The sequence below is a fragment of the Salegentibacter salegens genome (genome assembly GCF_900142975.1).
Classification (GTDB): domain Bacteria; phylum Bacteroidota; class Bacteroidia; order Flavobacteriales; family Flavobacteriaceae; genus Salegentibacter; species Salegentibacter salegens.
This window is the reverse complement of sequence record NZ_LT670848.1, coordinates 2,573,912-2,593,403: the sequence shown is the minus strand read 5'-3', so window position 1 is coordinate 2,593,403 and position 19,492 is coordinate 2,573,912. Positions and strand designations below refer to the sequence as shown.

Genomic DNA, 19,492 nt, shown 5'->3' with positions numbered 1-19,492 from the left:
ATGAGAGTCGCATCAATACTAGGGAAATCACTCCGCTAAAATTGTTGTATTTTTAAGCTTCGATTATGGGAAATTACAATCAAATTAAAAGAAAGCTGGCTGCTTTTATCAGGAAGTTTTACCTGAATAAATTACTGAAAGGAATTATCTTATTTCTGTCCATTGGCTTGCTTTATTTTTTGGCCGTTTTGGCGATAGAGCATTATTTATGGTTGGAGCCATCAGCAAGAAGTTTTCTATTCTGGATTTTTGTTGGGGTAGAGGTGATGCTTTTGGGATACTTTATTATAATCCCGTTAGCGAAACTCTTTAAATTTTCCAGCGGAATTAATGATGAAGAAGCTTCAAAAATAATCGGCGCGCATTTCCCTGAAGTAAACGATAAATTGCTGAATATACTTCAGCTTAAAAAAGATTCGCAACAGTCGGAATTATTATTAGCGGGGATTGAACAAAAGTCGGTCGAATTAAATAAAGTTCCTTTTACCCGGGCTGTAGATTATAAGGAAAACAGAAAATATTTAAAATATGCCTTATTTCCATTAATATTGATTTTAGGACTTTTGGTAACCGGAAATATTAAGCTTGTTGCTGCGCCTTTAGATCGTCTCGCAAAATATAATACTGAATTTGAAGCTCCCGCGCCATTCAGGTTTATAATTTTAAACGATTCTTTGAAAGCCAGGGAGAATTCAGAATATAAAATCCTGGTAAAAACAGAAGGAAATATCACTCCCGAAAAACCTGAAATCTCTTTCAACGGACAAACCTATTTCTTAAAGCAAATCGCCCCCGGAAGTTTTGAATATACCTTTAAAAGACTTCAGAGTAATGTAAATTTTAGATTGAGCGCTAACGATATTAATTCTAAAGAATATACCCTTGAAACCCTAAAAGTACCTAAACTTTTAGATTTCAAAATGAAGTTTGACTATCCTAATTACATAGGGAAGCTTAACGATAGTTTAAGTGGCTCAGGAAATGTAAATGTCCCGGAAGGCACAAATATTACCTGGAATTTTAATACTAGAAATACCGAAATTCTCAATTTTACGACTGAAGATTCTTTAATAAAACTTTCTGCTGAAAACTCCGGTTTCCAATATTCCCAGGCGGTTTATTCCCATTTGGATTATCGGGTTAGTACTTCAAATAATGTTATTAAAAACTTTGAGGCTTTAGATTATTCCATAAACATAATCAAGGATGAATATCCCGAAATGGAAATTCAACAGAAACTGGATAGTACAGATAATACTACACAATATTTCTACGGAAAACTTTCTGACGATTACGGGTTAAATAGGTTAAACCTGGTTTATTATATTGAAAATAAAGAAGATAGCCTTAAAAAAGAAGAGATTTTGATTTCTAAAGCTGCTTTTGATGATTTTCATTACACATTTCCCGGAAATTTGGATTTAGAACCCGGAGAAACCTATAATTTCTATTTTCAGCTTTGGGATAATGATGCGGTGAATGGGAGTAAAAATACAAAAAGTTCAACCTTTAGTTTTAGAAAGAAAACAAGCGAGGAAATAGAAGAGGAGAAGTTAAGACAACAAGGTGAGTCTATAAATAATTTGAATGAAAGTTTAAAAGACATTAAATCTTCAGAAGAAGAATTAAATGAACTTAACCGCCTGCAAAAGGAAAATGAAAACCTGGATTATAATCAGCGTAAAAAACTTCAAAACTTTATTCAACGCCAAAAGCAGCAATCTGAAATGATGCGTAATTATTCTGAAAAACTTAAAAACAGTTTTGAAGAAAATCAGCAAGAATTGAATTCAGATTCTTCGGAAAAAGATGAACTCAAAAAGCGTTTGGATAGGAATGAAAAACGCCTGCAGGAGAATGAAGCACTATTGGAAGAGTTGCAAGAAATAGCCGATAAGATTAACCGGGAAGAGTTGGGAGAAAAACTGGAAGAACTTTCTAAAAGAAATCAAAGTGAGGAAAGAAACTTAGAGCAGCTTTTAGAATTAACTAAGCGCTATTATGTAGAAGAAAAACTTCAAAAACTGGCGAGAGATTTGGACAAACTTTCTGAAAGGCAAAACCAATTGTCAGAAAATTCTGATATTGAATCTTTAGAAAAACAAAAGAAAATTTCGGATGAATTTGAAGAATTTCAGGAAGAAATGGATCAACTGGAAAATGATAATAACGATTTACAAAAGCCAACCGATTTGCCTCGTGATGAAGTAGATGAAGAAAGTATAGATAAGGAATTGGATAATGCAAAGCAGAATTTAGAAAAAGGAGATAAAGAAAAGGCAAAGGAAAAACAGAAGAATGCTGCGCAGCAAATGAAAGAAATGAGCCAAAAAATGCAACAGCGTTCTATGCAGCAAAGTGGGGAAGAACTAAAGGCCAATATTGAGACGCTCCGGCAAATCCTGGATAATTTGGTGACTTTTTCCTTTCAGCAGGAAGAGCTATTAGAGGATTTTAATAAGATAGATATAAACAACCCGGGATACGCGGCCAGGCTTAGAAGACAAAACGACCTTAGGGAAAACTTTAGGCATATAGATGATAGTTTATATTCCCTTGCGCTTAGTAATCCTATGATAACCGAAAACATTACTAAAAGCTTAACCGATATTGAATTTGATATCGATAAATCTCTTGAGCGGCTTGCTGAAAACCAATTACCACAGGGAACCGCTAGTCAACAATATGTAGTAACCGGCGCAAACGATTTGGCTTATATGTTAAGTGAAATTCTTTCTATGATGCAACAACAGGCAAATCCGCAACTGGGAAAAGGAAAGGGCGAAAATTCAGAATTTCAACTTCAGGATATTATTAAAAAGCAGCAGGAAATTAATAAGGAATTTAAGGAGCAGGGAGAACAACAAAAAGGAAAGCAAAACGAAGGAAAGAAACCCGGCGAAGGAATGGGAGAGGGAGAAATGGAAAAACTTTTTGAGATTTATAAAGATCAGCAGGAACTTCGTCAACGTTTACAGGAATTAAATAAGAAAGAGGGATCGCAACAAGGGAGACAAATTGAAGAGCAAATGAAGGATGCCGAGAAGCAACTGCTGGACAAAGGTTTTGATCCTGAAAACCTTCAGAAATTGCAGCAATTGGAACACGAATTGATGGAGTATGAGGACGCGCGCGTGCAACAGGGAAAAAATAATAAGCGGGAGTCTGAAACCAATCTTCAGCAGTTTGATAATACGGCTAAATATCAAAGTATTAAGGCTAAAGAATATTTTAATTCTATCGAAATTTTAAACAGACAAAGCTTACCTTTGCGCGAAATTTATAAACAGAAAGTAAAAACCTATTTTGAGCGAACAGATAATTAATTTTTATTCGGAAAATGATTTCGAGTTTCAGGAAGAAAAATCTTTTGATACCTGGATTAGAAAAGTAATCTCTTCAGAAGAGAAACAACTTGGAGAGATTAATTATATTTTTTGCGATGATTATTATCTGTATAAAATTAATCTCAAATTCCTGGAGCACGATAGCTATACCGATATTATCTCTTTCGATAATTCTGAAGGGAACGAATTGAACGGGGATATTTTTATTAGTACAGATCGTGTGACTGAAAATGCGAAAGAGTATAATGTTGATTTTTCTGAAGAACTTAAAAGGGTTATGATCCACGGGATTTTGCATCTATGTGGATATGGAGATAAGACTGAAAGTGAAGCCGCTTTAATGCGACAGAAGGAAGACGAAAAGATTGCATTGTTCCACGTGGAACAATAAATTTAGAAAGAAGAATTTTTATGTTCGAAAGTGAATATGATGTTATTGTAGTAGGTGGCGGTCACGCTGGAAGTGAAGCCGCAGCCGCAGCCGCAAATATGGGTTCTAAAACCTTGTTGGTGACGATGAATCTGCAGAATATTGCGCAAATGAGTTGTAATCCTGCAATGGGCGGGATTGCAAAAGGACAAATTTTGCGCGAGATTGATGCGATGGGTGGTTACAGCGGATTGGTTAGTGATACGAGTGCCATTCAATTTAAAATGCTTAATAAATCTAAAGGGCCTGCAATGTGGAGCCCGAGAGTGCAAAGCGACAGAATGATGTTTGCTGAGCATTGGAGACTTAGATTAGAGCAAACTCCTAATCTTGATTTCTACCAGGAAATGGTTGCCGGTTTGATTTTAGAAGGAAATGAACTTAAAGGGGTCAGAACTTCTTTAGGCTTGGAAATTCGAGCTAAATCTGTGGTGCTAACTAATGGTACTTTTCTAAATGGATTAATTCATATTGGAGATAAGAATTTTGGCGGTGGTAGAGCAGGAGAAAGAGCCGCTACCGGTATCACAAAAGATCTTGTTGACGCAGGTTTTGAATCTGGTAGAATGAAAACCGGAACACCTCCAAGAGTAGATGGCAGATCTTTAGATTATTCTAAAATGGTAGAGCAGCCTGGGGATGAAATTCCTTCTAAATTTTCTTTTTTAGATGAAACCCAGCCTTTAAAAAAGCAACGTTCTTGCTATATGACATACACCTCTCCCGAGGTTCACGAAATTCTTAAAGATGGCTTTGAAAGATCACCAATGTTTAATGGGCGAATTCAAAGTATTGGGCCTAGATATTGCCCAAGTATTGAAGATAAAATAAACCGATTTGCAGATAAGGATAGGCATCAACTTTTTGTGGAGCCAGAAGGATGGAAAACGGTAGAAGTATATGTAAATGGTTTTTCAACTTCCCTTCCTGAAGACGTTCAATTTAAAGCTTTGAAATCTGTTGCCGGATTTGAGAATGTGAAATTTTTTAGACCCGGTTACGCGATAGAATACGATTATTTTCCACCCACACAGTTAAAACACACTTTGGAAACGAAGTTGGTTGACGGACTATATTTCGCCGGCCAAATCAATGGAACTACAGGATACGAAGAAGCCGCTTGCCAGGGATTAATGGCAGGAATAAATGCCGCTTTAAAAGTTCAGGAGAAAGAAGAATTTATTATTAAAAGAAACGAAGCTTATATAGGTGTTCTTATAGACGATCTTATCACGAAAGGGACAGAAGAGCCTTATAGAATGTTTACTTCCCGTGCTGAATACAGAACTTTATTGCGCCAGGATAATGCCGATTTTAGATTGACCGAACGATCTTATAAATTAGGTTTGGCCTCTGAAGAACGTATGCGGAAAATGGAGGAGAAGAAAGAAAAATCTTCCGGTTTTGTCAATTTCCTGAAGAATAAAAGTGTTTCTCATGAGGATGCAAATCCTATTCTGGAAGCGAATAATTCTTCGCCGATGAAACAGAGCGACAAGATTTTTAAAATATTTTCGCGTCCAAATATTACGATGGATGATGTTCGGAATTTCCCCGGAGTAGAAGACTATATTCAGGAGAATAATTTGAATACCGAGATTTTGGAACAGACCGAAATTCAGGTGAAATATTCAGGGTATATTGCAAAGGAGAAGAACAATGCCGATAAATTAAATAGACTGGAAGATGTGAAGATTCCGAATGATTTTGATTATTCTAAGATCAAATCTATGTCTTTTGAGGCACGGGAGAAACTGAATAAAATTCAACCAACATCAATTTCACAAGCCTCAAGAATAAGCGGGGTAAGTCCTAATGATATTTCTGTTTTGTTGGTTTATATGGGAAGATGATTTAAACGTTCCACGTGGAACAATTTTTTTTGAAGTAGAATTGCTGAGATAATTACAGAAGGAAGTAGCTTGAAAAATATTACAAAGATTAGTCAGACTTTTTATTTAAATACGAGTTCAGGAAATAAGAGATTCTTGTTTCTCTTCGCTTTTTTAATTTTTCAATCTTGCGTAATTACTACGCATTCTGTAAAGGAAATTGAGACGTCAGAATTAAGTTCTCCTGTAGTTAAATCGGAGTATACTTCTTTTAAATTTAGTAGTCCGATTAAGGTGCAAAAAACAAAGGATTGGTTTAGGAATTATTTCGACTTAAAGAGAAATGATGATTTAGTGAATTTTAAAACCAGTTTTTTGGAGAACTCAGATCACGAATTTATTGTCACCGTTTTTGATTATTCCGATAAGGAAAAGTATATGGATTTCACCGGGCTTTTATTTGGCGGTGATGTTGAAAATAGAGAGAGCGATCTAATGTTTTTTGTGGGGATTACGGTAACCGATAAAACCGGTGTAGATCACTTAGCAGAAAACTCTATTTTTCAAAAACCTCTTTTGGAAGAATTAACTGAAATACGTGAAGAATTTAGAAACTTTACCGAGAATAATCCCGACCAAAAATTCTTTTAATGCCCGATAAGAATTTCCATTTAACTTGTAAAGATCATTTAGTTTCTGGTGAAGAATTTCAGTTACAAAAGAGAAGTGATTTTGATATTTTAGAAACGATTCCAAAACCCGAAGATCTTTCGGCTTACTACGAAAGTGAAAATTATATTTCCCATACAGATTCCAGTAAAAGTTTTACCGATAAGCTTTACCAGGGAGTAAAGAATTTTATGCTGCTGCAAAAGCTGAAATGGATCCATAAAGTTTCAAAAGGAAATAACTTATTGGATATCGGAGCCGGAACCGGAGATTTTTTATTAGCTGCAAATAGAAAGAAATGGAATGTTGAAGGCATTGAACCAAATGCACAGGCAAGAAAATTAGCTGCTGAAAAAGGCATTGAACTTCAGCAAGAATTATCTTATTTTAAAGATGCTTCTTTTGATGTAATTACTATGTGGCACGTTTTGGAACATGTTCCAGATTTAGATTTTCAGCTCAAAGAATTATACCGACTATTAAAACCTAATGGGGTAGCGGTTATCGCCGTGCCCAATTTTAAAAGTTTTGATGCCGAATATTACAAAGAGTTTTGGGCGGCTTATGATGTACCGAGACATCTTTGGCACTTTTCTCAAACTGGAATTAACGAGTTGTTCAAAAGGCATAATTTTGAAAAGCTTAAAACCAAACCTCTTGTTTTTGATTCGTTTTATGTGAGTTTACTTTCAGAAAAAAATAAAACAGGAAATTCAAATATGATAGAAGCCTTTAAAATTGGTGTAAAGTCTAATTTGAAAGCGCAAAGCACTTCAGAGTATTCTTCACTTGTTTATTTCTTCCTAAAAAGCTAAAAAACGCATTTTAAGCGTATTTAAGCCCGTTTTACCTTCAGGATAATATGTATCAGGTTTATTTCGAGAAATCAGCTTATTTGTGAGCTATTTAATTCATTTTTCATCTATTAAATTTATCATTATAATTTTATAGATAAGAATTTCTTATATGTAGTTCATAAGTCGATTTTGGTTTAAATCAAAAATTTAACTTTCATACATTTGCTGCAAACAAATTTAACTAATGATGAAAAAACTTTTAATGATTTTGGTAGTTGCTGTTTTACTTACTTCCTGTGACCAGGAAAAAACGGCTTATGTAGATACCACAAAACTTATCCAGGAGTACAAAGAGATGAAAGATGTGGAAGCTGAATTTTCTACACAATCAGATTCTGTAAAAAGACAATTAGATTCTATTGCGAGAACTTTCCAACAGGAAGTTCAGGCGTACCAGGAAGAAATGAATTCTCTATCTCAGGCGCAACGCCAGGAAAAAGAGCAGGTATTAATGCAAAAGCAGCAAAGAATTCAGCAGCAACAACAAATGCAAGGCAATCGCCTTAGGGAGCAGAGTGATGCTGTTATAGATTCTATTGTAAATAAAGTAAAGGATTATGTAGCAGATTATGGTGAAGAGAATGGCTACACTTATATTTTTGGCTCTAACGAATCTGCCAATATAATGTATGCGAAAGATGGGAAAGATCTAACTCAGGAAATCCTTGATAATTTGAATGAAACTTATAACAAGAACTAAAGATAAGTTCTGAGTTTTTTAAAGAGGTCTGAGAAGTTTTCTATAATCGTCGGCACGGCCGGACGAAAAAAGAACTTCTCAGGCCTTTTTCTATTTTAAGACATTAAATAAACTCCAAAAATCACCACGATAAAGTAACCGGTTAATGTAAAAGCACCGGCGTAATCTTTAGCAATTCTTTGTCCGAATAATAACATTAAGAGGGTAATAGCAGCCAGAATGCAGGCGTAAAGCGCCACTGTTGGGTCGTTATAAGCGATTAGCCAAATAATTCCCAGGATAGTAGCAAATCCGGTAATGATTTCAATGATCATAATTATTCCTACCATTAAAGGTACCTGTCCTGCCAAGAAAGTTCCCGAGAAATGATCTTTTAGCCATCCTGTGTTTCCTTCCCAATCTGCAGCTTTATCTATCCCAGATTGTAAGAAAGTGATAAGAATAAAAAGCAAGATTAAAATTTCAGTGATGTTTACGTATAGGTTTTCCATAGTTTAAGCGGCTTTTTTATGTAAATATCGAGTTAATCTAATAGAAAGATCGGTAAGAATAATTTTTGCATTTCCGTTTCTTTCAATATGATAAATGGCTTCTTCAAGTGCGGCAATAATCTCTTTAATATTATTTCCGTGTACAAAGGGCGCAAATTTCTCCAGTTTAAAACCAGGCGTGGCCGGTTCAAGATATACCAGTTTTTCGGCTTTATAATTCAGCATTAAGGCCTGGCGGAAAAAGTCTATGCAATACAGTAAAAAGCTCTTTTGAGATTCGCGTCCCATTCCTGCAATTTCTTCGCTCCAGGCGATAAGTTCAAGCACCGTAGCTCGATTTCCTTTAGCTTTAAATGCACTACGCACCCAATTGATAAACCAGGTTTCAAATTGCTGATCTCCGCTATCTTTTTGTAATAAATGTAAAGCGCGGGTATAACTGCCGTTTGCCTGGTGGGCAATTTTTAAAGCATCGGGCTTGCTGCAATTTTCATTTTTTTCTAAAAAACCGGCAATTTCATCTTCTGGCAAAGGAGGGAATTGCAGTTTCTGGCAACGGGATCTTATGGTTTGTATAATTTGCTCTTCATCTTCTGTAACCAGTAGAAAAAGCGTATTGTTTGGTGGTTCTTCTATTAATTTCAACAATTTATTGGCAGCCGCTGTATTCATCTTTTCGGCCATCCAAATAATCATAATTTTAAATCCGCCTTCATAAGCTTTTAAAGAAAGGGATTTAACTACTTCCTGGGCTTCATCTACACCAATTTGACCTTGTTTATTTTCAATACCAAGTTTTTGATACCATTCAAATAAACTTCCGTAGGGATCGGTTTTTACAAATTCCCGCCATTCTTCTAAAAAGTGAGAAGAAACAGGATGCTTTTTAACTTTCTGGTTAGCAGCAACCGGAAATGCAAAATGAAGATCGGGATGCGCCAGTTTTTTAAATCGCTCATTACAATTACTGTTTCCAGCATTGTTTTCTCCTTCCTTATTTTTACAAAGTATGTATTGCGCGTAAGCAATGGCAAGAGGCAAAGTACCACTACCGCTTTTTCCTATAAATAACTGCGCATGTGGAACACGGCCGTTGTCAGCGGTGGTAGTAAGATGTTTCTTTAAATGTTGTAACCCTATTATTTCTTCAAAAAGCATAAGCAAATATAAAATTTATATACACTTTAATGTCTTCGGAAAAATTTATATTTGTAAATAGCGTATACTGAATAAAAGCCGATTGGGCTTAATCTTAACCAACTAAACCAGATTTTGGTTTTAAATAAAGAAATGAAAAATGAAGACTTTAAACGATTTTAATTTTAAAGACAAACAGGCATTAATAAGAGTAGATTTTAATGTTCCCTTAAATAAAGATCAGGAAGTAACTGATGCCAATAGAATTGAAGCTGCAAAACCAACAATTCTTAAAATTTTAGAGGATGGAGGCAGCGTTGTTTTAATGTCGCATCTTGGCAGGCCAGAAGGCAAAGAAGAAAAATACTCGTTAAAACATATTGTAAAGAAAGTTGCAGAGGTTATTGGGGTAGAACCCAAATTTGTGAACGATTGTGTTGGAGCGGAAGTTAAAACTGCAGCCGATAATTTAAACCCCGGTGAAATCTTATTACTTGAAAACCTTAGATTTCACAAAGAGGAAAAAGGCGGTGACGAAGAATTTGCAAAACAACTGTCTCAACTTGGGGATATTTATGTTAACGATGCCTTTGGTACCGCTCACCGTGCTCACGCCTCTACCACTATAGTGGCAAAATATTTTGACGATAAATGTTTCGGATATTTATTGGAAAAAGAAATTAAAAACCTTGATAAGGTACTTCATAGTAAAGAAAAACCGGTAACCGCAGTTTTAGGTGGTGCTAAAGTTTCATCTAAAATTACAGTGATTGAGAATATTCTTGATAAAGTAGATCATTTGATTATTGGAGGCGGAATGGCGTATACTTTTATTCTCGCCAAAGGCGGAAAAATAGGAAATTCTCTTGTAGAAAAAGACAAACAGGAATTGGCTCTGGAAATTCTTAAAAAAGCCGAAGCCAAAAACGTACAGGTTCATCTTCCAGTTGATTCTATAATTGCTGATAGTTTTTCTGAACAGGCTTCTACAGATACTACTAAAATCAATGAAATTCCCGACGGTTGGATGGGGCTTGATGCCGGACCAGAGAGTATCAAAAATTTTGATGCTGTAATTCAGGAATCTAAAATTATTCTTTGGAATGGCCCACTTGGCGTATTTGAAATGGATAAATTTTCAAAAGGAACCATCGCTTTAGGAAACTCAATCGCTGAAGCTACCAAAAACGGAGCTTTCTCATTAGTCGGTGGTGGTGATTCTGTAGCCGCGGTTAAAAAATTCGGCTTTGAAGAAAAAGTAAGTTATGTTTCTACCGGTGGCGGTGCCATGTTGGAAATGTTAGAAGGAAAATCCCTGCCCGGTATTGAGGCAATAGGGAAATAAAACGTACTAAAATCGAGGATTTTACGTTCTTTTTTAAATCTTGAATATTATTATGGGTAAGTATATAATTTTATCTCTTGTATTCCTTTTAGGAATTAGCCTTCAGGCGCAGGAAGAAGAGAAGGGGAAGCAGGTAGAGAAAGCTAATTTTAGAGTACAGATCTTCCAAAAGGTAGATAGTAGTAAAATTATTCTTGCTCATCCAGATCCAGAATTTAAAGATAAATTACCAATTTCGGCTGTGATTAGGGATTCTTCCGCCGTTTCGTTAGAAGATCTTCCACGTGCAGCCGAAATTGATTCTGTTTGGAAAGCACAACTTACCAATTCAGATCTATTTGATAAGATGTATAAAAGCATCAGGGAGCAGGATTACGAAGATGAAGTAAATAGAGAACTTCCCACCGATACTTTAAAGGCCAGGCTGGCAAAATTAAATGCACGTACGCCGTTTAACGTAGAGTACCATCCGGTACTGGAAAGTGTAATCAACTCTTACTTAAAGCGCAATAAGAAGGCAATGGAGCGTCTTATGGCGTTAAGTGAGTATTACTTCCCAATGTTTGAGCAACAGCTGGATCGTTACGATATTCCGCTGGAGATAAAGTACCTGGCCATTGTAGAATCGGCTTTAAACCCTAGAGCAAAATCCTGGGTGGGTGCTACCGGCCTTTGGCAGTTTATGTACAGAACTGGAAAAGCACACGGACTTGATGTAAGCAGCTATGTAGATGAGCGCATGGATCCTCAAATGTCTACTGAAGCCGCTGCAAAATACCTGGCAAACCTATATCGATCTTTTGAAGATTGGGATTTAGTACTGGCTTCTTATAATTCGGGTCCAGGAAATGTTTCAAAAGCAATTCGCCGTAGTGGTGGGTCTAATAATTACTGGGAACTAAGAAGGTTTTTACCCCGTGAAACAGCAGGTTATGTACCTGCATTTCTTGCCACACTCTATCTTTTTGAGTATGCCGATGAACATAACTTTCAGCCCCAAGGACCTGACATCGCTTTTTTTGAAACCGACACAATAAAAGTGAAAAAGTTGATCACTTTCGATCAAATTTCTAAAGTTACCGGTGTAGAAAAAGAAATGCTTCAGTTTTTAAATCCCAGCTACAAGCTAGACGTTATCCCCTTTATTGAAGATGAAAATTATATGATTAGGCTTCCCGCCACGGTTAGTGGAGCTTTTGTTAGTAACGAAGCTGCTATCTATAATTTTGCTGAAGAAGATATTCAAAATAAAGCAAAAGCTTTCCCCGAATTTGTAAAAGCCGAAGAACAAATAAGGTATCGTGTAAAAAGTGGGGATTATTTAGGAAGAATTGCCCAGCGCTACGGGGTAAGTGTGAGTAGTATAAAACGTTGGAACAACCTAAGAGGTAATAATGTAAGAATAGGGCAGTATCTTACTATTTATCCGCGAAAACCCGGTACAGAAACTCAAAATGCATCTGCCGAAAATAGCCGGAATAACAGCGAAAAAACCTATACCGTGAAGAAAGGAGATTCGCTTTGGAGTATTTCCCGTAAGTTTCCGGGAGTTACGGTACAGAATTTGAGGGCTTGGAATGATATGGGTAATAATAGCCTAAAACCCGGTATGGAACTTAAACTTTCCAAGGGTTAATCATTTCAAACCAAACTAATAAAAATGAAAAAAACCTTATTCCTTCTATTCAGTTTAGTTTTTCTCGTTTCCTGTAATGAAAACGGTGACAAACCAGATGAACGTATCCTTTCAGACTCTTCCGGAAATATCAATCAAATAACCCTAATTATTGAAAACGAATTATGGGAGGGCCCGGTAGGCGAAGCTATAAGAGATAATTTTGCCGCTATGGTAGAAGGCCTTCCACAAGAAGAACCAATGTTTTCTTTAAGCCAGATACCGCCAGAAACATTTAGCGGATTTGTTCGAAAAAACCGTTCTTTTATTTCCGTTCAGGAAGGTAAAGAAGCTGAAGCCAGGATTATTAAAGATCTCTATGCCCGGCCACAAACCGCCGCGATTATATCTGGTGAAAATGAAGAGGAACTTATTCATATTATAAATGAAAGTTCAGAAAAAATAGCTTCAGCTTTCAAAGCGACCGAAATGAAAGAGAAACAACGCCGAATGAAAAAATCGCTTAAAAAGGATGGAAAGCTTGAAGAAAAATTCGGTTTATCATTAAATTTTCCTTCCGCATATAGGTACGCTTTAGAAGAAGATAATTTTGTTTGGATAAGAAAGGAAATACCAAAAGGGAATATGGAAATCCTTATTTACGAGGTGCCAATCAATCAAATTGAATCTGATACTAATACTATTGGAAACATTATTAAAATGCGCGATTCAATAGGAAAGGCACATATACCAGGGCCCAAGCCTGAGGAAGGTATGCATATGATTACCGAAGAAGCCTACGCTCCTTACCTTTTTGAAACTGAAATTGATGGAAAATTCGCTTACGAAACCCGTGGAACCTGGGAAGTAAAAGGCGCCTTTATGGCGGGGCCATTCTTAAATTACGCCATTAAAGATGAAGCCAATAACCGCTTTGTAGTGGTAGAAGGTTTTGTTTTTTCTCCCTCCAGAGCGAAGCGGGATAATATGTTTGAAATAGATGCTATCCTGCAATCTGCAGATATTGAATAGCGCATAGTTAAACAAATAAAAAAGCCCCAACTTTTAAAGTTCGGGCTTTTTTTATAAGGTAGTTATTTGTCTATTTCTTTTCTTCAGAAAAATTCTTATCATCAGAAGGAACTGTCTTTTCGCCATTTTCATCCTTGGAAGCGTCTTTAAATTCTTTAATTCCACTACCTAAACCTCTCATCAATTCAGGAATTTTTCGACCTCCAAATAATAGCAATATTACCACAACAATTAATATAATTTGCGGGGCACCAATGGCTAATGGTAAAATAAATGCATTCATAACGTATGATTTTTAATATTACAAACTTAACAAGAATTAAGCAATTACAACGTTAATATGGCTTAAATTTATGTTTTACTTGTGTACCATTTAAGACATAGGCCACCTTATTGCTTAAAACCCCAATTTTTATAAGAAAGAATTTATTTTGGGCCTAAGTTTGATAACTTCATTTACCAGGCTCAAATTTTAATTTAACTTTGTAAACGGAATATGGCTGAAAATAAAAAAGAGAGAAAAAAATTCACCAAAAAGTTACTTCATAAATACCGAATGGTAGTTTTAAATGAAGATACTTTTGAGGAAAAACTTTCTTTTAAATTAACCCGGCTCAATGTTTTTGTAACAATTACGCTAAGCGCCATAATTCTAATTGCTGCTACTACTTTTATAATCGCTTTCACCCCGCTTAAAGAATATATTCCTGGGTATTCTTCCGCCCAATTAAAGAGGCAGGCTTCCCAATTAGCTTACCAGTCAGATTCCTTACAGCAGGTTTTAAAGCTGAATAATCAATATTTAAGTTCCATAAAAGATGTGCTTACTGGCAAAGCCGATACTTCCAGTTTAAATCGCGATTCCCTTATTGAGAACCCGATTATGGGCCAGGAAATTGAAGCCATAGAGCCTTCCCGCGCCGATTCTTTGTTAAGAGAGGAAGTTGCCCAGGAAGATAAATACAACGTTCTTCCCTCTGCTACAGATAATATAGATTTTTCTTTATTCCCTCCGGTTAAAGGTTCAATTTCTGAAGGCTATGATGCTAAAGAGAAACATTATGCGGTAGATATTGTGGTTGCGAAAAACACCCCGGTTAAATCGGTAGCCGATGGCCGTGTGATTTTTTCAGAATGGACTACAGAAACCGGCTATGTAATAATTATTAAGCACGAATATGGCTTATTGTCGGTTTACAAACATAATGCTTCTATAGCCAAAGAGCAGGGTGAAAATGTAAGAAGGGGAGAGGTTATTGCAACCGCAGGATCTACCGGAGAATACACCACCGGCCCGCATTTGCATTTTGAACTCTGGAACGAAGCCGTACCCGTAGACCCTACAGATTATATTGATTTTGATTAATAAATCACGACCTTTGCAGCACAAAAGGTATTGCTGAAAATATAGAATACCATTTAATTCAAGAGAACCTATGTCTTTAAAGTCGTTTGGAGCAAAGATTTTTGCCAATTATATACGCAAGAAAATAGATAAATGGGCTTCACAACCTGAAGCTACACAGCAAAAGGTGTTTCAGGAGCTTATTGAAAAAGGGAAAAACACAAAATTTGGGCAGGATCACGATTTTAGAAACATTAAAACTTATAATGATTTTGCCAAAAATGTACCTATTCGGGATTATGAAGAATTGCGGTTTTATGTAGATAAAATGGTAGCCGGTGAAGAAGATATATTATGGCCGGGTAAACCTTTATATTACGCAAAAACCTCTGGAACTACCAGCGGCGCCAAATATATCCCATTAACTAAAGATTCTATGCCGGCGCACATTAATGCGGCCAGGAACGCGATTTTATGTTACATCGCCGAAACCGGAAATGCTAAATTTGTAGACGGAAAAATGATTTTCCTCCAGGGAAGTCCAGAAATGGATGAAAAAAATGGAGTGAAATTAGGTCGATTATCGGGAATTGTAGCGCATTATGTTCCTTCTTATCTTCAAAAAAATAGAATGCCCAGCTGGAAAACCAATTGCATAGAAGATTGGGAAACCAAAGTAGATGCCATAGTTGAAGAAACCCTTCACGAAGATATGAGCGTTATTAGCGGTATTCCTTCCTGGGTACAAATGTATTTTGAACGACTTCAGCAAAAGACCGGTAAGAAAGTGGGGGAGCTATTTCCTAATTTCAACCTGTTTATTTACGGTGGGGTACATTATGAACCCTATCGGGCCAAATTTGAAAACCTAATTGGAAGAAAAGTAGATAGCATAGAATTATATCCTGCTTCAGAAGGATTTTTCGCTTTTCAGGATAAACAAAACGAAAAAGGAATGTTGCTCCAGCTAGATTCGGGAATGTTCTATGAATTTATTAGAACCGATGAATTTTTTGAAGAAAATCCGAAGCGTTTAACGATAGGAGAAGTAGAAAAAGGGGTTAATTATGTAATAATTGTTTCTACCAATGCCGGGCTTTGGGGCTACAATATGGGAGACACCGTACAGTTTACTTCTTTAAAACCATATCGCGTGATTGTTTCAGGACGCATCAAACATTACATTTCTGCTTTTGGAGAACACGTTATCGGTAAAGAAGTTGAAGAGGCTATGCAGGAGGCTATAAATACTACCAAGTCGCGGATAAGCGAATTTACGGTTGCTCCTCAAATTACTCCTGAAAATGATGAATTACCTTATCACGAGTGGTTTATAGAATTTGAAGAAGAGCCTGAAAACATGGAAGAATTCCATAGTATTTTAGAAAAAACACTTCAGGAGCAAAATTCATATTATTTCGATTTAATTGAAGGCAAAATACTTCAGCCTTTAAAAATAACTAAAATTCAGAAAGACGGATTTAATCAATATATGAAGTCTATTGGTAAATTAGGAGGACAGTTTAAACTTGCCCGTCTTTCAAATGACAGAAAAATAGCCGAAGTGCTTGAAGAAAATTTAAGAAAATACAATAAATGACGAATTTAAAATTACTAGGCCGCACCCGCGCCCAGGAAAGTACTCATGCCATAGAGCGTATGTATATTACTATGCGCCACCTTTTTAATCGTGGATTTTATAAACCTATGGGAGTTTCCGGTGAAACGCTAAGGGAATCTTTACTTATTCTACGTCCTGAAATTTACGGTTCTATTGCCGATGATAAAGCAGAGTTAAGCGGCCTACTTTACGTGGTAGATCGTTTACCAAAAGGTATTGAAGAATGTCGCTTTATTAATCTTACCAGTGATGAAGGCTACGGTAATTCGCATTTTAAGCCTATTATTCCGCCAAAAAGGCGTCGTAATTGTTACCGTATAGACAACGAGCAAATGAATATTGAAATTACTCGCGGGCGTTCTGAGATCTATGATATTCTTACTCACCTTACCTTTTTGTTTGTAGAATCGCATAAAATAATGCGGCGCGTAATTATAGATGAAGAAGGAAGCGTTACCCGCGATTGGCAAAAACTGGAAAAAGCCGTTTTACAGGAAGAACCTTTAGACCAGGCACAACGCGAAATTGCTTTAACGCACACCGCCAACATTTTAGGCCGAACTTTCTTTGAAGTTCAGGATATTTATCCAAAATTCTCACTACCCGAGAATCCAGAGCGATTTCTGCATATAATATACTGGCTGGGGAAACTCGCCATTGCAGAAACCATAAATAACGATAAAAGGATTATTACTTTTAGTCCGGTTTTACGAGAGCGTTTAGGGCATCATATTCATGGAGAAATTTGGGCCGATAATATTAAGCAACATCTCATAAAAGAGAATTTAATGCACCGGCCTTTACACATTATAAGTGCGAATATGCACAGTGTAATGAACACGCTTTACACGCCTTCAGCCTTAAAAACCGAACTTAAAAAGAAAAAACCGCTTGAAATCTACGAATTGCTTAGTAACAGTGCCAATGGCGATTTACGAAGTAAGGTAATGAAATCGGCTTTAGATAACGGAATGACATTTTTAGATGATAAAAGTGGAACCAATATAGACGTGCAAATCTTTGATACGGCCAAATTAAATGGTAAATATGGAAGCTGGGATATTAAAACCGAAGAAAAAGCACCGGTAATTATCGTGATGGATTATGCTTTTGGAGAGCAGGCTTATGAAACTATGGATGAGCTACTGAAGCCCTACAATTTTGAAGGAAATGAGATTAAAATGAACGTAGAATCAATTTCCATTATGGGGAAAGCCGGGATTCTTGAAGGCGGGAAAGGCGATATTATGATTCCTTCTGCTCACTTATTTGAAGGAACTGCAGATAACTATCCGTTTAAAAATGAGCTTAGCCCTGCCGATCTTGAAGATAGCGGAATTGATGTTGTAGATGGCGCGATGATCACCGTTTTGGGAACTTCCCTTCAAAACCGTGATATCCTTAAATTCTTCCACGATTCTACCTGGAATGTTAGCGGGCTTGAGATGGAGGGCGCGCATTACCAAAAGGCCATTCAGGCGGCTTCAAAATTACGCGGAAGCATAGATAGTGAAGTAAAAGTAAGATATGCCTACTACGCCTCAGATAATCCGCTGGAAACCGGTAGCACCCTGGCATCAGGAGGTCTTGGAACCACGGGTGTAAAACCCACTTACCAAATTACCGAAAAAATACTGGAACAAATTTTTAAATCTTAGTTTATGCACGTTGAAGAATCGCCCTTAAAAGACTGTTTTATCATAAAACCCGATATTTTTCGGGATAAACGCGGCCTTTTTCTGGAGAGTTATCACAAAAAGAAGTTTATAGAATTAACCGGGATAGAAAAGGAATTTGTTCAGGATAATCAATCTATTTCCAAACGTGGAGTTTTACGTGGTTTGCATTATCAAACCGGCGAATTTGGCCAAACCAAATTGGTGCGTGCTATTTATGGAAAAGTGTTGGATGTGGTGGTAGACCTAAGGCCAGAGTCACCAACTTTCAAGCAAAGTTTTAAAATAATTCTGGACGATGAAAATCTATACCAGCTCTATATTCCCAAAGGTTTTGGCCACGGCTTTGTAACCCTTTCAGAAACTTCGGTTTTTGCTTATAAATGCGATGAATTTTATTATCCTGGTTATGAATCTGGTATCATTTACAACGATCCAGATCTTGCGATAGACTGGGGATTTCCAGAGGAAGAAATGATAATTTCAGATAAAGATTTAAAACAACCCAGTTTAAAAGAGGCTTTTAAATGAAAAACATTCTCGTTACCGGAGCCAACGGGCAATTAGGAGCTTGTTTTAAAAAGATTTCAGGTAATTATTCTGAATTGAATTTTCACTTTAAATCTTCTTCGGAAGCAGATATTACCGATAAATATAAATTGGAAAAACTATTTTCTGAAGTGAATTTCGATTGGGTAATTAACTGTGCTGCCTATACAAATGTTGAAAAAGCTGAATCTGAAGACGAAAATTCTTTTAAAATTAATGCTGAAGGTGCCAAAAATATCGCTGAGCTTTGTGCTGAAAATCAAGCAATTTTAATACATTTTTCCACCGATTATGTATTTGATGGAAAAGCTGGAACACCTTATCAGGAAACCGATAAAACCAATCCTATAAATGTTTATGGCGCTTCAAAATTAAAGGGAGAACAGCTAATCGCCGAGGTTTTAAAAGAACATTTTATTTTTAGGACTTCCTGGTTGTATTCAGAATTTAGGCATAATTTTTATAAAACTATTCTTCGAAAAATAGAAGAAAAAGCTGAATTAAATATTACGACTTCCCAAACAGGTACTCCCACTAACGCCAACGATCTGGCTGAATTTGTTCTGGAAATAATCGCTTCAGAAGATAAGAATTTTGGTTTGTATCATTTCAGTAACTTAGGGGAAGCTACCTGGTATAGTTTTGCAAATGCAATTTTAGAATTTACAGGAAATTCAGAAGAAATTCGGTTAAACGAAAGCAACGATTTTAAAACCATTGCCGCCAGGCCGGAATACAGCGTGTTAGACAAAACTAAAATTCAACAGAAATTTCAGAAGAAAATTCCGGAATGGAAGATGAGTCTTAAAACGCTTATCCTTTCGTAAATCTCATAAAATTTGAGTA

General features: G+C 36.4%; 17 protein-coding genes. 14 read left to right on the top strand and 3 right to left on the bottom strand.

The window, feature by feature from the left end:
• Positions 1-65: 65 nt before the first annotated feature.
• The 6 genes from B5488_RS11640 (at position 66) to B5488_RS11615 (ending at position 7,835) form a co-directional block, all read left to right on the top strand.
• Positions 66-3,326, top strand: coding sequence for a DUF4175 family protein (locus tag B5488_RS11640; RefSeq protein WP_079735420.1), 3,261 nt, complete (start codon positions 66-68; stop codon positions 3,324-3,326).
• The gene (ybeY, locus tag B5488_RS11635) at positions 3,319-3,738 is read left to right on the top strand and encodes an rRNA maturation RNase YbeY (RefSeq protein ID WP_079736599.1); all 420 of its coding nucleotides are present in this window, start codon (positions 3,319-3,321) and stop codon (positions 3,736-3,738) included. The genes B5488_RS11640 and ybeY overlap by 8 nt, the downstream gene beginning before the upstream one ends.
• Before the next feature lie 20 nt (positions 3,739-3,758).
• Complete coding sequence (gene mnmG, locus B5488_RS11630; protein WP_079735419.1) at positions 3,759-5,630, top strand: tRNA uridine-5-carboxymethylaminomethyl(34) synthesis enzyme MnmG; 1,872 nt, start codon at positions 3,759-3,761, stop codon at positions 5,628-5,630.
• A 354-nt stretch (positions 5,631-5,984) separates the two neighbouring features.
• On the top strand, positions 5,985-6,260 hold the full coding sequence (locus B5488_RS17890; protein WP_146128736.1) for a hypothetical protein: 276 nt from the start codon (positions 5,985-5,987) through the stop codon (positions 6,258-6,260).
• Positions 6,260-7,093, top strand: coding sequence for a class I SAM-dependent methyltransferase (locus B5488_RS11620; RefSeq protein WP_079735417.1), 834 nt, complete (start codon positions 6,260-6,262; stop codon positions 7,091-7,093). Before B5488_RS17890 ends, B5488_RS11620 begins: the two co-directional genes overlap by 1 nt.
• 226 nt (positions 7,094-7,319) lie before the next feature.
• Positions 7,320-7,835 carry an OmpH family outer membrane protein gene (locus tag B5488_RS11615; protein ID WP_317041935.1) on the top strand — a complete coding sequence of 172 codons (516 nt, stop codon included), beginning with the start codon at positions 7,320-7,322 and terminating at the stop codon, positions 7,833-7,835.
• A gap of 95 nt (positions 7,836-7,930) precedes the next feature.
• On the opposite strand, the gene B5488_RS11610 is transcribed toward B5488_RS11615, so the two are convergent.
• Together B5488_RS11610 and B5488_RS11605 are read right to left on the bottom strand one after the other, a co-directional pair.
• Complete coding sequence (locus tag B5488_RS11610) at positions 7,931-8,326, bottom strand: DoxX family protein (RefSeq protein ID WP_079735416.1); 396 nt, start codon at positions 8,324-8,326, stop codon at positions 7,931-7,933.
• A gap of 3 nt (positions 8,327-8,329) precedes the next feature.
• Positions 8,330-9,484: a DNA polymerase III subunit gene (locus B5488_RS11605; RefSeq protein WP_079735415.1), complete on the bottom strand. Its 1,155-nt coding sequence runs from the start codon at positions 9,482-9,484 to the stop codon at positions 8,330-8,332.
• Positions 9,485-9,623: 139 nt separating this feature from the next.
• Here B5488_RS11605 and B5488_RS11600 point away from each other — a divergent pair, with 139 nt between their 5' ends.
• Genes B5488_RS11600 through B5488_RS11590 form a run of 3 tightly spaced genes read left to right on the top strand, consistent with a single transcriptional unit; the run spans position 9,624 to position 13,455 of the window.
• Positions 9,624-10,808, top strand: a complete 1,185-nt coding sequence (locus B5488_RS11600; RefSeq protein ID WP_079735414.1) for a phosphoglycerate kinase — start codon at positions 9,624-9,626, stop codon at positions 10,806-10,808.
• 52 nt (positions 10,809-10,860) lie between these two features.
• On the top strand, positions 10,861-12,444 hold the full coding sequence (locus tag B5488_RS11595) for a LysM peptidoglycan-binding domain-containing protein (protein WP_079735413.1): 1,584 nt from the start codon (positions 10,861-10,863) through the stop codon (positions 12,442-12,444).
• A 24-nt stretch (positions 12,445-12,468) separates the two neighbouring features.
• Positions 12,469-13,455 (top strand): DUF4837 family protein, encoded by a 987-nt coding sequence (locus tag B5488_RS11590; protein ID WP_079735412.1) that lies wholly within the window; start codon positions 12,469-12,471, stop codon positions 13,453-13,455.
• A gap of 70 nt (positions 13,456-13,525) precedes the next feature.
• Here B5488_RS11590 and tatA read toward each other — a convergent pair whose 3' ends face one another.
• Positions 13,526-13,738, bottom strand: coding sequence for a twin-arginine translocase TatA/TatE family subunit (tatA, locus tag B5488_RS11585; protein ID WP_079735411.1), 213 nt, complete (start codon positions 13,736-13,738; stop codon positions 13,526-13,528).
• A gap of 213 nt (positions 13,739-13,951) precedes the next feature.
• On the opposite strand from tatA, the gene B5488_RS11580 reads away from it, so the two are divergent.
• From B5488_RS11580 to rfbD, 5 genes are all read left to right on the top strand, one after another.
• Positions 13,952-14,821, top strand: a complete 870-nt coding sequence (locus B5488_RS11580; protein ID WP_079735410.1) for a M23 family metallopeptidase — start codon at positions 13,952-13,954, stop codon at positions 14,819-14,821.
• Between the two features lie 70 nt (positions 14,822-14,891).
• Positions 14,892-16,400: a GH3 family domain-containing protein gene (locus B5488_RS11575; RefSeq protein ID WP_079735409.1), complete on the top strand. Its 1,509-nt coding sequence runs from the start codon at positions 14,892-14,894 to the stop codon at positions 16,398-16,400.
• A complete protein-coding gene (locus B5488_RS11570) occupies positions 16,397-18,079 on the top strand; it encodes a DUF6909 family protein (protein ID WP_079735408.1) in 1,683 nt (560 codons plus the stop codon). Before B5488_RS11575 ends, B5488_RS11570 begins: the two co-directional genes overlap by 4 nt.
• A gap of 3 nt (positions 18,080-18,082) precedes the next feature.
• Complete coding sequence (rfbC, locus tag B5488_RS11565; RefSeq protein ID WP_079735407.1) at positions 18,083-18,628, top strand: dTDP-4-dehydrorhamnose 3,5-epimerase; 546 nt, start codon at positions 18,083-18,085, stop codon at positions 18,626-18,628.
• Positions 18,625-19,473: a dTDP-4-dehydrorhamnose reductase gene (gene rfbD, locus B5488_RS11560; protein WP_079735406.1), complete on the top strand. Its 849-nt coding sequence runs from the start codon at positions 18,625-18,627 to the stop codon at positions 19,471-19,473. The genes rfbC and rfbD overlap by 4 nt, the downstream gene beginning before the upstream one ends.
• Positions 19,474-19,492 lie beyond the last annotated feature (19 nt).